Origin of the sequence: Pseudomonas sp. P7548, from assembly GCF_013386585.1 — a bacterium.
Classification (GTDB): Bacteria; Pseudomonadota; Gammaproteobacteria; order Pseudomonadales; family Pseudomonadaceae; genus Aquipseudomonas.
Map to the genome: position 1 here is coordinate 1 of NZ_JACARO010000071.1, position 13,463 is coordinate 13,463.

Here is a 13,463-nt window from a genome sequence, read left to right on the forward strand (position 1 = left end):
ACCATCATTGCCACCGCGCTGGCCCGTATGGGAGAGGACCTGCATGACAGCAGCAACGTGTCATGGGTTGCCACGGCCTTCTTGCTGACAAGCGCGGTCAGTACGCTGATCTTCGGCAAACTGGGCGACATGAAAGGCCGTAAAAAAGTACTCCAGGTTGCAATCGCATTATTTGTTTTGGGGTCGGTGTTGTGCGCGCTTGCCCCCACCCTGCTGTGGTTGATCGGTTTTCGTGCGTTTCAAGGCATCGGAGCAGGGGGGCTCAGTTCCTTGGTCATGGCGGTTGTCGGCGATCTGGTGCCGGCACGCGAGCGGGCGCGGTATCAGGCCCTGCTCGGGGTTGTCCCGGCGTTGGCGATTATCGTCGGACCGCTGCTGGGCGGGCTCATTGTGGATCAATGGGGTTGGACCTGGATATTTCTGATCAACGTTCCGGTAGGCGGGTTAGCCTTCTATTGGATCGCCGTTCGCTTGCAGTTGCCGGTTCGCCCCATTGCGCACCAGTTGGACCTCGCTGGCGCACTCCTCGCGACGCTTTTTACCGGTTCATTTCTGCTGCTGATGGTGCAAGGGGGGCATGCGTTTGGCTGGGCTTCATGGCCGTCATTGGGGCTGGCGGCTGTCAGTGTGATCGCGCTATGGACGTACGTGCAGGTCGAGCGCTCGGCTGCGGAGCCCATCACGCCGCTGAGGCTGTTTGCNNTCAGCGGCGTTGTTCTTCCTGTCTACGGCAATACTGTTTGTCGGCATGCTCTTCGTACCCCTCATGCTGCAAACCGTGTTCGGGCTCTCGGCGCTGGGCGCGGGAAGCAGCATCATTGCGCTTTTGTTGGGCCTGATCGGCGCAACGATGCTGACGGGTGCGGTTATTTCTCGAACCGGTCGCTACCGGATTTTCCCCATCCTGGGCGCACTGCTTTCGGAGGCGGGGCTTTACCTGCTGGGGCGATTGCAGGTGGATACGGCGCTATGGCTTATCGTGCTTTTCCTCGTGGTGCTGGGCATCGGCCTTGGGTTCTTCATTCAGGTTGTAGTGGTCGCGGGTCAGAACGCGGTTGCCCACAGTGATCTGGGTGTCGCCACGGGTGCGCTGAACTTCTTCAAAACCCTCGGTGGGGCTACCGGCGCAGCGCTGTTTGGTGCGGTGCTCACTTCCGGCATGGCCCATGCTGTAACGGCCGAAGCGAGGCTCGCGGCATTTCACAGCGTGTTTCATGGCGCTTTGATTTTAATGGCACTTGCGTTGGTGTTGGCCTGGCTGCTCAGGGAAAAACCACTGTCGCCGGAAATGGTTGCTGTCGCAGAGGGGCGCGTCGATGTTCCTGAATATTGAATTCCAGTCGGAGCGCGGGCAATGACACTGGGGCTTTTGTCATGGGTGTGTACAGCGATCACCACCGTATCAGGTACAGTTTTTTGGCTGATGAAGGGTAATACGGTAGTTGCAAGAGAGGGGGTCGAACACGTCACTTTGATCGGATGGGTGAGGGTGTTGCTGCTGCGTTGCGTCGCGCCTTTTTTCGTCAGCGTCAGCGGCAAAATTGGCATCAGGAAACTGCCCGCTCGCGTAGTGAAGAGGCAAATAGAAACCCACCATGGCACCGTGACTATTACGGAGTATCGCCCCCTTGGAGTGGAGGACGAACTGCCGGCGCACTTCAATTTTCACGGTGGTGGTTTCGTGGTTGGTTTTGCTCGGCAGGACGACTTGATCTGTCGGCACATTGCCGTCAACGCTTGCTGTACGGTGATCAATGTCCACTATGCGATAGCGCCTGAAGCGCCTTTTCCCGTTGCGATCATGCAAGCCTGCGAAGTCATTGAGCGAATGATGACCGCGCCGCATACGCATGGGCTTCTCGCGGGCAACCCCACACTCAGCGGGTTTAGCGCGGGAGGCACAATTGTCGCGGCCGTCACCCAACGGTTTAAAGGGCGCAAGGATCTAGCCCCCCGCCTGCAAGTGCTGGTTTATCCAGGGCTGGATTTTTCATGGGACATCAATGAGCCCCTGGCGCCGGCCGGGCATAGGTCAGTGCTGACGCCGTCGATGATGAGTTTTTTTCAAAGCCTTTACCTCCCAAGGCTTTCGGACCGTGTCACAGCCCTGGCATCTCCGGTATTGGCCGACGATTTCAGCGGGCTTTCACCCACGCTCCTTCTGACTGCTCAGAACGATTTGGTAAGGGCAGGCGGTCAATATTATGCAATGCGACTCGCGGCGGCCGGGGTTAACGTGCGTCATTTGGATTTTGCGGGTTGCGATCATGGGTTCACCCATTCCGGGCCCGGTCCATCCGCTGTCGAAGCGCTTGACGTAATGACTCATGCGATCCGTATCGCGTAGCGAACAAACAGCAGGAAAAGGGCAGCATCTGGCTTCATACGATGAAGACCGATTGCCTGGATATCGCCTGATTCATCTATTTGGGGAAGCTATAAACGACGGACACGACGGGTAGCAATTGCCCCGCTTAATAGGAAGCATTACTATTCACGTCCCGCCTTCCCAGTGCACCCGCGATGATTCCTCAGCCGCCCCGCAGAACAGGCTTTTTCGAGCATTACGAAGAGTTGATCGGAACCTGGACGCGCCGCCTGAGAAACCGTCAGCAGGCCGAAGACCTGGCCCACGACACCTTTGTGCGGGTGCTTGAGTCGCGTTCGACCGAGGTTGAGCAACCGCGCGCCTATCTGCATCAGACGGCGCGCAATATCGCCGTTGACGCCTACCGCCGCGAAGACCGTCGCGAGACGCTGGCGCTGGAAGCCCTAGAGCAGAGTTCGCCTCACAGTGGCGACCCGGAGCATTTCATGCACGCGATCCAGTTGGCGGACTCCATCGAGCGGGCCTTGGCCGAGTTGCCGCTCAACTGCCGCAAGATCTTCATCTGGCAGAAAATCGAGGGCCTCACCCAGCAGGAAATCGCCGTGCGCCTGGGCCTGTCCAAGAACATGGTGGAAAAGTATATGATCCGCACCCTGCGGCATCTGCGTGACCGCCTGGACGCGATCGCCCCATGAACCCAGCTCGCCCTGAAACAGGACCTTCCATGATGGATAGCCGTGCCCGCGACGAAGCCGCGCAATGGTTTGTACGCCTGCAAGAAGGCCCGTTGAGCGGTGAAGAGCGCCAACGGTTTGATGCCTGGCGCGCGGAGCAGCCCTCGCATCAATATGAATTCGATGTCTTGCAAGGACTGTGGAGCGCCACCGATCTGCTGCCCAAGGCCCGGTTGCAAGCCCTGTGCGATGCGCCGGCCGAGCGCCCCAAACGCCGTGCCCTCCTGCGTTATGCAGTGGCTGCGAGCGTGGTGGCTGTCGCCCTGGGGCTGGGCCTGTTCAGCGGCCTGGATCACCCGAAACCCTACAGCGCCGAATTCAGCACCCGCCTGGGCGAGCACCGCCAGGTGGCGTTGCCCGACGGTTCGGTGATGGACCTCAACAGCCGCAGCGTGGTCGCCGTGCACTATGAAAAGGGCCGGCGCGGTGTGGAGCTCAAACAGGGCGAAGCAATGTTCAGCGTCGAACATGACACCAGTCGCCCCTTTATCGTGGCGGCCGGGGCAGGGCAGGTGACGGTCACCGGCACGCGGTTTGACGTGCGCCGTGATGACGACCAGACCCGCGTGGTGGTGGAGGCCGGCACGGTCAAGGTACAAGGGCGTTCTGCGGACCAGAGCGTGACGCTGACGGCAGGCCGGGGCACCCATATCGATGCACAAGGGCAAGTCGCCACAGCGTACGCCGTGAACGCTGACGAACTGACGGCCTGGCGCACGGGCAAACTGGTGTTCAACAACGCCAGCCTCGGTGAAGTGGCGCGGGAAGTGTCGCGCTATCGCGAGCAGCCATTGCGGGTCAGCACGGCCGCGGTGAGAGACCTGCGCTTGACCAGCGTGTTCAAGTCCAGTGACACCGACGCCTTGCTCAAAGCCTTGCCGCACATCCTGCCGGTGGCCTTGCGCACCTTGCCGGATGGCAGCCAGGAAATTATTTCACGCTGACGTTCAGGTTTTTTCCGAGTTCTTCGTCTTCTCCTGCAACTGCAACTGGTTTGCATTAACAGCCGCACACTCTTGCGATCACAGGACTAGGTTCGACGTGAAAAAACTCGCCGTGAAAAACAATAAAGTCTCCCGCTGGGCGCCCCTGGCCCTCGCACTGGCCGTCAGCGCCGCGCTGCCCGAAGCCTATGCCGATGACGGCATTCACATCCGCGCCCAACCTTTGGGCGCGGCGCTGAGCCAACTGGGCCAGCAGACCTCCCTGCAAGTGTTCTTCAGCCCCGACATGGTTGCCGGCAAGCAGGCGCCTGCGGTCGACGGCAACCTCTCCCCTGAGCAAGCCCTGCGCCAATTGCTGCAAGGCAGCGGCCTGGACTACCAGATCGATGCGGGCTCCGTGACCCTGCGCCCGCTGAGCAAGGGCACCGGTGAAGCTGGCTCGCCCCTGGAACTGGGCGTGACCGACATCAAGGTGGTCGGCGACTGGCTGGGTGACGCCAACGCCGAAGTGGTGCAGAACCACCCGGGCGCACGTACCGTGATCCGTCGCGAGGCGATGGTGGAGCAGGGCGCGATGAACGTCGGCGACGTGTTGCGCCGTGTGCCGGGTGTGCAGGTGCAAGAGTCCAACGGCACCGGTGGCAGCGATATTTCCCTCAATGTCGGTGTGCGTGGTCTTACGTCGCGCCTGTCACCACGTTCCACGGTGCTGATTGACGGCGTACCGGCCGCGTTTGCCCCCTATGGCCAGCCGCAACTGTCGATGGCGCCGATTTCCGCCGGCAACCTGGACAGCATCGACGTGGTGCGTGGCGCCGGCTCCGTGCGTTATGGGCCACAAAACGTCGGTGGCGTGATCAACTTCGTGACCCGTGCCATTCCCGAGAAATTCTCCGGCGACGTCGGCACCACCCTGCAAACCTCGGCCCACGGCGGCTGGAAGCACATCGAAAACGCCTTCGTCGGCGGCACGGCCGACAACGGTATTGGCGCGGCGTTGCTGTACTCCGGTGTGAAGGGCAACGGTTATCGCAGCAGCAACAACTCCAACGACATCGACGACGTGATCTTCAAGACCCACTGGGCCCCGACCGATCAAGACGATTTCTCGCTCAACTTCCACTACTACGACGCCAGCGCCGACATGCCCGGTGGCCTGACCCAGAAGCAGTTCGACGCCAACCCGTACCAATCGGTGCGTGACTGGGACAACTTCAGCGGGCGCCGCAAAGACGTATCCTTCAAGTACATCCGTCAGATCGACGACCGTACCCAGGCCGAAGTGCTGACCTACTACTCCGACAGTTTCCGTGGCAGCAACATCGCCAACCGCGACCTGAAAACCATCGGCTCCTACCCGCGCACCTACTACACCTTCGGCATCGAGCCGCGGGTGTCCCATGTGTTCGACGTGGGCCCCAGCACCCAGGAAGTCAGCCTGGGTTATCGCTACCTCAAGGAAGGCATGCACGAGCAGGCCAGCAGCCTGAACCTGGTCAACAATGTGCCCACGCCAGGCGGTCAGAGCGATGGCCATGTCTACCAGGACCGCACCGGTGGCACCGAAGCCAACGCCTTCTATATCGACAACAAAGTTGATATCGGCAAGTGGACCATCACCCCGGGTATTCGCTTCGAAGACATCCGCACCGAATGGCACGACCGCCCGGTGGTGGCCCTGAACGGCACCCGCACCCAGGAAAAACGTCGCGAGGTCCACAACAACGAACCGCTGCCGGCCCTGAGCGTGATGTACCACGTCTCCGATGCCTGGAAACTTTTTGCCAACTATGAAACCTCGTTTGGCAGCCTGCAGTATTTCCAGCTGGGGCAGGGCGGCACCGGCGACCAGACCGCCAACGGCCTGAACCCGGAGAAAGCCAAGACCTACGAGATCGGCACGCGCTACAACGACAGCGTCTGGGGCGGCGAAGTGACGCTGTTCTACATCGACTTCTCGGATGAACTGCAATACGTCAGCAACGACGTGGGCTGGACCAACCTGGGCGCCACCAAGCACCAGGGGATCGAGACCTCGGCCCACTACGACCTGTCGAACCTGGACCCACGCCTGGAGGGCCTGACCGCCAGCGCCGGTTTCACCTACACCAAGGCCACCTCCGAAGGTGACGTGCCGTTCAAGGGCCGCGACCTGCCGTTGTACTCCCGTGAAGTGGCGACCCTGGGCCTGCGTTACGACGTGAACCACTGGACCCACAACCTGGACGTCTTCGCCCAGTCCGGCCAACGTGCGCCCGGCACCGGTACCACCTACATCACCCAGGGCACTGCCGATGGCCAATACGGCGATATCCCGGGTTATGTCTCGGTCAATGTGCGCAGCGGGTATGACTTTGGCGCGCAACTGTCGAACCTGAAACTGGGTGTGGGCGTGAAAAACGTCTTCGACCAGCAGCACTACACCCGTTCCAGCGACAACAACGCCGGGTTGTACCTGGGCGAGCCGCGCACGTTCTTCGTGCAGGCCAGCGTCGGGTTCTGACCTGCCGTCGACGTGAACAATCGCAGCCCCAGGGCTGCGATTTTTTTTGCCGGTTTTTTGTGTCTGGAACGGTTTATGCCCAATTGCCACATAGGTCACATCCGCCGGCTTGATCAAGCCGGGCGTTATTCAGATCTCGAGTCAGGGCCAACCAATGACGTCTACCTCGTTTCATTCTTCGCAGAGCATGCGGCACGAGCCTTTGCGCGGTGTGGGTGAAGCTGAACCGCCAGCGCCCGACGACAATGCAGTCGGGCTGGCATCGCCGATGCTGTCAGATGACCATGCCGCCCAAGTCCATCGAATGAGGACCTTCGTTGGCCAGCGCAAATTCCAGGCGCCTGTCGCCGATGACTTTTCCCGCGGCATGCTGGCCAGTGGGCAACCTCCAGCTCCCCGCAGTCAATCTTCGAAACGCACCGGCACTGCGCTGATCAACGGCCTGGTCGCCTGGTGGCACAAGCAGAAGGCGGACTGATCCTGCACTCACCGGGTTTTTACATGCTGAAATTGGTATTCGTGTGCGAACTGGAACTGCCGGGTTTATCCAGCCACATACTTGCAGCCGGCTGATGGGGTCAACGCGTTGAGCCTGGCCACTACGGTGGCATTCATCGAGCAAGTATGCATTTGAGACAAGTTGGAGAAACCGCATGACTATCGAGGGCGCATTACCTCACGCATGGCAGACGATCTTGGACGGATCGGCTGCACGGCCGGCCGCGCCTCCCCCCACGGCCCACTCGGACGCGTGGAGCGGGGCCCCGGGCACGGCCCAGGCTCAAGACCTTCCACAGGGGTCAGCGTCTCGCAGGCCTCTGTTGTTGCGTGGAGCGCTGTCGGGGTTACATCGGCGCGCGTTGCAAAACCCTCCTGCTGCGCGCACGACCTTTTCGCAACCCGGAGCAACATCGACGGACAGTCAATTGGCCGCAGCCCTTGAGAAAGGCTATGACATGTTGCATCCCTTCCTGAAGGACGGACGCTTGACCTGCTCGTCACTGCAGCTCCTCGCCGCCCAGCGCATGGGTGAAAGCGAGGCATTGGACCGGGTGATCCCGGTGGCCCGGGAAATACTCCAGCGCCCCCGGTTGAATGATGCAATCCTGAGCAGCGAGGGTGACATCACCCGTGACAGCCTGCGGGCCGCCGCCAGCGCGTTGCCGGGTAACAGCTCTCCAAGTGTGTACAGCCAGGATCCGTTCCATGCCCAGGGCAATGCCCAGGTGGTCCAGGCGTTTCAAGGTCTGTTCGAGCAGTTGAGGGATAAGTCCAAGGACCGTAGCTATTTTTTCGAGCCCCACCAATTCGTGGAAATCGTCACGCTCAAGAGGGTCATGCAGGACCCTTACGACGTCGATCAAAGAGGCGAGGCCGTGCTGGACCCGTCTACTGGCATGCCCCGGCCGAAGTACAGTGAGTTGTGTGTCTACACCGCGAAGAACATCATCGAGCGCCCGGGGTTATTGCGTTCACTGGAGCGTGCCAATGGTGCTCGGCTGTTCGGCCCGCCCCACCAGGAAGGCTGGCTGAGCAACAAGAGCCTCGATCGCTGGTTGGAGCAGGATGAGGCTCACAAAGCGAGGTGACGGAGCCTACACCTTGAGGATCTTGCCACTGATCGCCACCGCTGCCAGCAACACTGCGATCAGCACAAAGGCCGTGCTCAGGCTGCTGCCATGGGCGATAAAGCCGATCACGGCGGGCCCAGCCAGGATGCCGGCATACCCCAGGGTCGTGATGGCTGGCACCGCGATATGCTCCGGCATGACCTTTTGTTTGCCCACTGCGGTGTACAGCACCGGTACGATGTTCGAGCAGCCGGCGCCCACCAGCGCATAGCCCAGCNNCGGTGGCCAGTGCGCCACCGATCACGATCACGCGGGTGGCGCCCAGCCGGTGCACGATGGCATCGCCCATCAGGCGCCCGGCTGTCATGGTCAGGGCGAAGGCGGCATAGCCCAGGCCCGCATAAGCTTCATCCAGGCCACGTTCGGCACTGAGGAACACCGCGCTCCAGTCAAGCACGGCGCCTTCAGCCAGAAACACGATGAAGCACAGGCAGCCGATAAACAGCACCACGCCATGGGGAATCGCAAAGGCCGGTCCCGAGCTCTCACTGCCGTAGGGCAACAGGTGCGGCCCGGCCTTGAGCAAGGCCACCGCCATCACCGCGATCACTACAAGAGTTGCCTGCAAGGGGGAAAGGCCAAGCCCCAGCAACCCGGCCACTCCTGCCGCACCGACGATGCCACCCAGGCTGAACAGCCCGTGAAAGCCCGACATCATGGTCTTGCCGCTGGCGCGCTCAACGATCACCGCTTGCAGGTTGACTGTGGAATCCACGGTGCCCAGGCCCGCGCCAAACAGGAATAAACCGGCCATCAGCCAGGGAACCGAACTGACGGTCGCCAACATCGGCAGCGCCACGCAGATCAGAATCGTTCCTGCGGTCAGCACGCGTCGGCAGCCGTAGCGCGAGGCCAAGGCACCCGCCACCGGCATGGCGATGATCGAACCCACCCCCAGGCATAACAGCAGGAGGCCCAGCGTGCCCTCGTTGAGTTGCGCGCGTGCCTTGGCATAGGGCACCAGTGGCGCCCACGCGGCGATACCGAAACCTGCGATAAAGAAAGCGATGCGGGTCGACATTTGTTCCAGCCGCCCGGGAACCACGGGCGCTGGGGTGGGGATGGCAGTCATGAAGAATCCTTGGTTTTGCGTTCAAAGAACGATGTCCGGCGCGACATCCTTGCACATCAGGCCGCATCGAGCGAGCCGGGTTCCCTGATGAGCAGGATCGACGTGACACTCATGAATATTATTTTTACAAACATGGAACGTGAGGCGCTCTGCCAACCACACAGGCTTTGTCAGACGTGGCCTGGAGGGGGCGTAATCTTTGTGAGCACTGATGAACCCCAGAGTTCTCGCAAGGGGGACCACCTTCCAGGCCACTTCTCGACTGAACTCAGCAGGTAGTTTCAACCGACGGTTTCCCACACAATCGCGTGGCTTATTTCTTTTTCAAAAGTCAGCGACTGCTGGGGAATCACGCTATGACCCACTTCTACGATGCCCGCGGCAATATCTATGGCGTGATCAGCCCGGCCCTATTAAGACGCCAAGGCATCAACATCCCTGATAGCGCCGCCGAAGCTGCGAATGGCCGCCAGGCGTGGGCGGCTTCAGCCATCGCAGCCGAATGTGGCTGGGGCTTATTGCCACGCCCTGCGGATGCCAAGGCCCACCGGTGCGATGGGCTATTGGTCGGGCCGTTCCAGGCCGAGGCACCGTTCGATGTGCTGATCGTCAACACCGACGGCTCCCTCGCCGAGCGCAGCGGCAATGGCCTGACCATCTTCGCCCAGGCCCTGACCGACCAGGGCTTGCTGAGCCAAGGGTGTGAGTTGCGGGTGCATCACGATAAAGCTGATGCGCAATCGCCGGTCATCACCCGGGTGGAGCCTGCGGTCTACGAGCACGTGACGGGGTTCTGGCTGGCACTGGGTTTGCCCGAGTTCGGGCCGCAGGCAGTCGGTGCCCGTGGCGTGGACAGCGTGAAAACAGCGAACCGTGAATTCAGCCAGGTGGCCTCACTGACGGCGCTTGAGCCGCAATGGTCGTGCAGCCAGTTCGTGCGTGTGGGCAACCCGCATTGCGTCACGTTGGTTCAAGACGCCGCGCTGCTGCCAGATAATGCCCGAATGCATCAACCTGCGTTGTTTGAACCCTTGAAAGCCATTGCATTCGCGCCACCGGCGGGCGGTGGCGTTCCGTGTGTCGCGGGGGTCAATTTGCAGTGGGCGGCCCGTGGACAGGGCAATCAGGTACTGGCGCGGGTATTCGAACGCGGGGAAGGGCCCACGGCCTCTTCGGGAACCAGCGCCAGCGCCGTGGCCTGCGCGGCGTGGCGAGCGGGGTGGGTGGCCGGTGGCGAAGTCGCTGTGGTGATGCCGGGCGGTACGGCGCCTGTGCGATTGCTGACACAGGGCGACACCTTGCTGAGCGTCAGCCTGTTTGGCACGGCACGGCCACAAACCTGAAACAGCATCCAGGCGCGTTATAAAAACGTCACCTGCGCCGGCTGCCGCTTCATCAGCACTTTGCCCTGGCGGATCGAATACAGCGCCAGGCCCTGGCTGCGGATCACCTCGTAGTCGCTGTCTGCCGACAGGATCAGCAGGTTCGCCGGGCGCCCTGGCTCAAGACCGTAACGGTCGCCCAAGGCCATGGCCTTTGCGCTGTTGTCGGTGACCAGGTCCAGTGCGCTTTGCAGGGTGCGATAGCCGAGCATGTGGCAGATGTGCAGACCGGCTTCAAGCACGCGCAGGATATTGCCGTTGCCCAGCGGGTACCAAGGGTCGACGATGGAGTCCTGGCCGAAGCAGACGTTCATGCCCGCTTCCAGCAGTTCGTTGACGCGGGTGACGCCCCGGCGTTTCGGGAAACTGTCGAAGCGGCCCTGCAGGTGGATGCTTTCGGTGGGGCAGGAAACAAAGCTGATGCCCGAATGCCCCAGCAGGCGGAACAGCTTGGCGCAGTAGGCATTGTCGTAAGAGCCCATCGCGGTCGTATGGCTGGCGGTGACGCGCGCGCCCATGCCACGGCTGCGGGCCTCTTCGGCGAGCACTTCGAGAAAGCGCGAGTGTGGGTCGTCGGTTTCGTCGCAGTGCACATCCACCAGGCAACCGGTGCGCTCGGCCAAGTCCATCAGGAATTTCACCGAGCTTACGCCCTGGTCGCGGGTGTATTCAAAATGGGGGATGCCGCCGACCACATCGGCGCCCAGTCGGATGGCTTCCTCCATCAGTTCCCGGCCATTGCGGTAGGACTCGATGCCTTCCTGGGGGAAGGCGACAATTTGCAGGTCGATCAGGTGCGTGCTTTCTTCGCGCACTTCCAGCATGGCCTTGAGCGCGGTGAGGTCCGGATCGGTCACATCGACGTGGGTGCGTACATGCTGGATACCGTGGGCCGCCAGGGCCTCGATGGTCTTCTTGGCGCGAGCCTTGGTGTCTGCCTGGGTGATGGTGGCTTTGCGCTCGCCCCAGCACTCGATGCCTTCGAACAGCGTGCCGCTCATGTTCCAGCGCGGTTCGCCAGCCGTGAGGGTGGCATCGAGGTGGATGTGGGGTTCAACGAAGGGCGGGATCACCAGGTTGCCGGCGGCGTCCAGGTCATCGTCCGCCAGTACGGGCGCCGAGGTTTGCGCGGTGATGCTGGCGATCCGGCCATGTTCCAGGTGCAGATCATGCAGGCCTTCACGGTGGCGCAGGCGGGCGTTGATGATGTGCATGGTCAAGTTCCTCTTGGGCAAAAAGCAATCAGGCGTTCAATGTGGGTCAGTCGAACAGTGTCTGGGAGGTCTCGCCGCGATGAAAGGCAAACGCGGCTTCCAGGTCGCTTTCGATGGTGCGCCCTCGGGACAGCGGCGGCAGGTCATCCAGGCTGAAAAAGCCCACTTCGGTGGTTTCGAACCCGGCCATGGGGGCCAGTTGATCGACACGCTCACACAGGAAATACAGCTTGTAGAAGTCCCGCACATCCGGGCGATACAAGCCCTTGGCCTTGTGGGTGACGCTGTACAGCGCCCGTGCGGTGACGGTCAGCCCGGCCTCTTCACGGATCTCCTTGACGATGTTTTCCGCCGCCGACAGGCCGATATCGGCATAACCGCCCGGCAATGCCCAGCAGCCATCGGTCAATTCGCGCACCAGCAGGATCCGGTCGCCTTCGATCACCGCGCCCCGCACGTCGATCATCGGGGTGGAATAGCGCTTGGCAAAGTCCGGCACCAACCCGGTGATACGTTCCAGGGGTACGTTGCCCAGTTGCGCCAGCATGCTGTGGGCAATCTCGGCGATTTCCTCCAGGCGCTCGCGCTCGAAATCGTCGGTGCAAAAATGCAGTCCCGTGGAGGCCAACGCCTGCAAGCGTTTGGCCTGGGCCAGCCAGGTGTTTTCCATGGATGCTCCTAAAGGGTTTTGCGCATGTACACCCGATGCAGGCCGTGTGCTTCGGCCCGATGGGTCTCGATGTAACCACGACGGGTGTACAGGGCAATGTTTTCAGTCATTGCCACGTTGGTATAGAGCCGGATAGCCGAGTAGCCGGCGTCGCGCGCCTGGTGTTCGGCAAAGTCCATCAGGTGGCGTCCCAACCCCAGGCCCTGGGCTTGCGGGGCGACAGCCAGGTTGTCCAGCAACAGTGCGTCGGGAGCATCCAGCAGGATAATGAAGCCCTGTACCTGCCCGGCATTGTCCAACACGTGTACGCCTCCCGCCGCGACAAGCGCCTGATAGTTTTCCAGCATCGGACCGGGTTGGCGGCCGATACGCGTGATGTAAGGCGAGTAGGCGGCTTCAACGATGGCTTCGATGGCGGCCACATCATGGGCGTTGGCAGGGCGCATCATGACAGCGTGCTCCGAGTGGGCTGGAGGCCATGACTGTACGGGAGCCGGACATAAAAAAACCACCCGAAGGTGGTTTTTCAGCAGCCGGTGGCTTACTCGCCGCGGTAGATGCAACCGCTGGTGCAGGTCTCGTGGATGCGGATTGCACTGAGTTCCGGCAGCAGGGGCTTGAGCTCATTCCAGATCCACTTGGCCAGCACTTCGCTGGTCGGGTTTTCCAGGCCGGGAATGTCGTTGAGGTAATTGTGGTCGAGGCGCTCGTAGAGCGGCTTGAAAATCGCCTTGATCTCCGAGAAGTCGCGAATCCAGCCGGTATGGGGATCCAGGTCGCCGCTCAGGTGGATCGCCACCTTGAACGAATGCCCATGCAGGCGCCCGCATTTGTGGCCTTCCGGTACGTGGGGCAGGCGGTGGGCGGATTCGAATGTAAATTCCTTGAAGATTTCCACAGTGTTTTCAGCTCGGTCGGTGTCTGGCAGGCGGCGAGTTTAACAGCTTGATCCCACACCGCGCATACCGTCCCTCTGTAGGCGCC

Annotated in this window: 12 protein-coding genes and 2 pseudogenes; 9 read left to right on the forward strand and 5 right to left on the reverse strand. The window is 61.4% G+C overall.

All coding sequences use genetic code 11. The features are described 5' to 3' along the window. Positions 1 to 6: 6 nt before the first annotated feature. From HX803_RS33210 to HX803_RS24935, 8 genes and pseudogenes are all read left to right on the forward strand, one after another. Positions 7 to 609 (forward strand): annotated as a pseudogene (locus HX803_RS33210) (MFS transporter); the annotation flags it as partial. A gap of 103 nt (positions 610 to 712) precedes the next feature. Then, entirely contained in the window at positions 713 to 1,333 is a 621-nt protein-coding gene (locus HX803_RS32855; RefSeq protein WP_256732935.1) for an MFS transporter, read from the forward strand. A 21-nt stretch (positions 1,334 to 1,354) separates the two neighbouring features. Beyond that, entirely contained in the window at positions 1,355 to 2,347 is a 993-nt protein-coding gene (locus HX803_RS24910; protein ID WP_178924314.1) for an alpha/beta hydrolase, read from the forward strand. Positions 2,348 to 2,523: 176 nt separating this feature from the next. Next, on the forward strand, positions 2,524 to 3,024 hold the full coding sequence (locus tag HX803_RS24915; RefSeq protein WP_176999320.1) for a sigma-70 family RNA polymerase sigma factor: 501 nt from the start codon (positions 2,524 to 2,526) through the stop codon (positions 3,022 to 3,024). A 29-nt stretch (positions 3,025 to 3,053) separates the two neighbouring features. Continuing rightward, the gene (locus HX803_RS24920; protein ID WP_372339945.1) at positions 3,054 to 4,007 is read left to right on the forward strand and encodes a FecR domain-containing protein; all 954 of its coding nucleotides are present in this window, start codon (positions 3,054 to 3,056) and stop codon (positions 4,005 to 4,007) included. A gap of 97 nt (positions 4,008 to 4,104) precedes the next feature. Beyond that, a complete protein-coding gene (locus HX803_RS24925) occupies positions 4,105 to 6,510 on the forward strand; it encodes a TonB-dependent receptor (RefSeq protein ID WP_178924316.1) in 2,406 nt (801 codons plus the stop codon). A gap of 304 nt (positions 6,511 to 6,814) precedes the next feature. Next, entirely contained in the window at positions 6,815 to 6,988 is a 174-nt protein-coding gene (locus tag HX803_RS24930; RefSeq protein ID WP_178924317.1) for a type III secretion effector protein, read from the forward strand. 478 nt (positions 6,989 to 7,466) lie between these two features. Continuing rightward, the gene (locus HX803_RS24935) at positions 7,467 to 8,099 is read left to right on the forward strand and encodes a type III secretion effector protein (RefSeq protein ID WP_256732934.1); all 633 of its coding nucleotides are present in this window, start codon (positions 7,467 to 7,469) and stop codon (positions 8,097 to 8,099) included. A gap of 6 nt (positions 8,100 to 8,105) precedes the next feature. On the opposite strand, the pseudogene HX803_RS24940 reads toward HX803_RS24935, so the two are convergent. Further along, positions 8,106 to 9,213: pseudogene (locus HX803_RS24940) on the reverse strand (MFS transporter). Between the two features lie 356 nt (positions 9,214 to 9,569). On the opposite strand from HX803_RS24940, the gene HX803_RS24945 reads away from it, so the two are divergent. Further along, entirely contained in the window at positions 9,570 to 10,556 is a 987-nt protein-coding gene (locus tag HX803_RS24945) for a diaminopimelate epimerase (protein ID WP_178924319.1), read from the forward strand. A gap of 17 nt (positions 10,557 to 10,573) precedes the next feature. Here HX803_RS24945 and codA read toward each other — a convergent pair whose 3' ends face one another. The 4 genes from codA to queD form a co-directional block, all read right to left on the reverse strand. Continuing rightward, on the reverse strand, positions 10,574 to 11,809 hold the full coding sequence (gene codA, locus HX803_RS24950; RefSeq protein WP_178924321.1) for a cytosine deaminase: 1,236 nt from the start codon (positions 11,807 to 11,809) through the stop codon (positions 10,574 to 10,576). Between the two features lie 46 nt (positions 11,810 to 11,855). Beyond that, a complete protein-coding gene (locus tag HX803_RS24955; RefSeq protein WP_178924323.1) occupies positions 11,856 to 12,479 on the reverse strand; it encodes an NUDIX hydrolase in 624 nt (207 codons plus the stop codon). Positions 12,480 to 12,487: 8 nt separating this feature from the next. Next, positions 12,488 to 12,928 carry an N-acetyltransferase gene (locus tag HX803_RS24960; protein ID WP_178924325.1) on the reverse strand — a complete coding sequence of 147 codons (441 nt, stop codon included), beginning with the start codon at positions 12,926 to 12,928 and terminating at the stop codon, positions 12,488 to 12,490. A gap of 92 nt (positions 12,929 to 13,020) precedes the next feature. Beyond that, complete coding sequence (queD, locus tag HX803_RS24965; RefSeq protein WP_003190259.1) at positions 13,021 to 13,377, reverse strand: 6-carboxytetrahydropterin synthase QueD; 357 nt, start codon at positions 13,375 to 13,377, stop codon at positions 13,021 to 13,023. Positions 13,378 to 13,463: the final 86 nt, after the last annotated feature.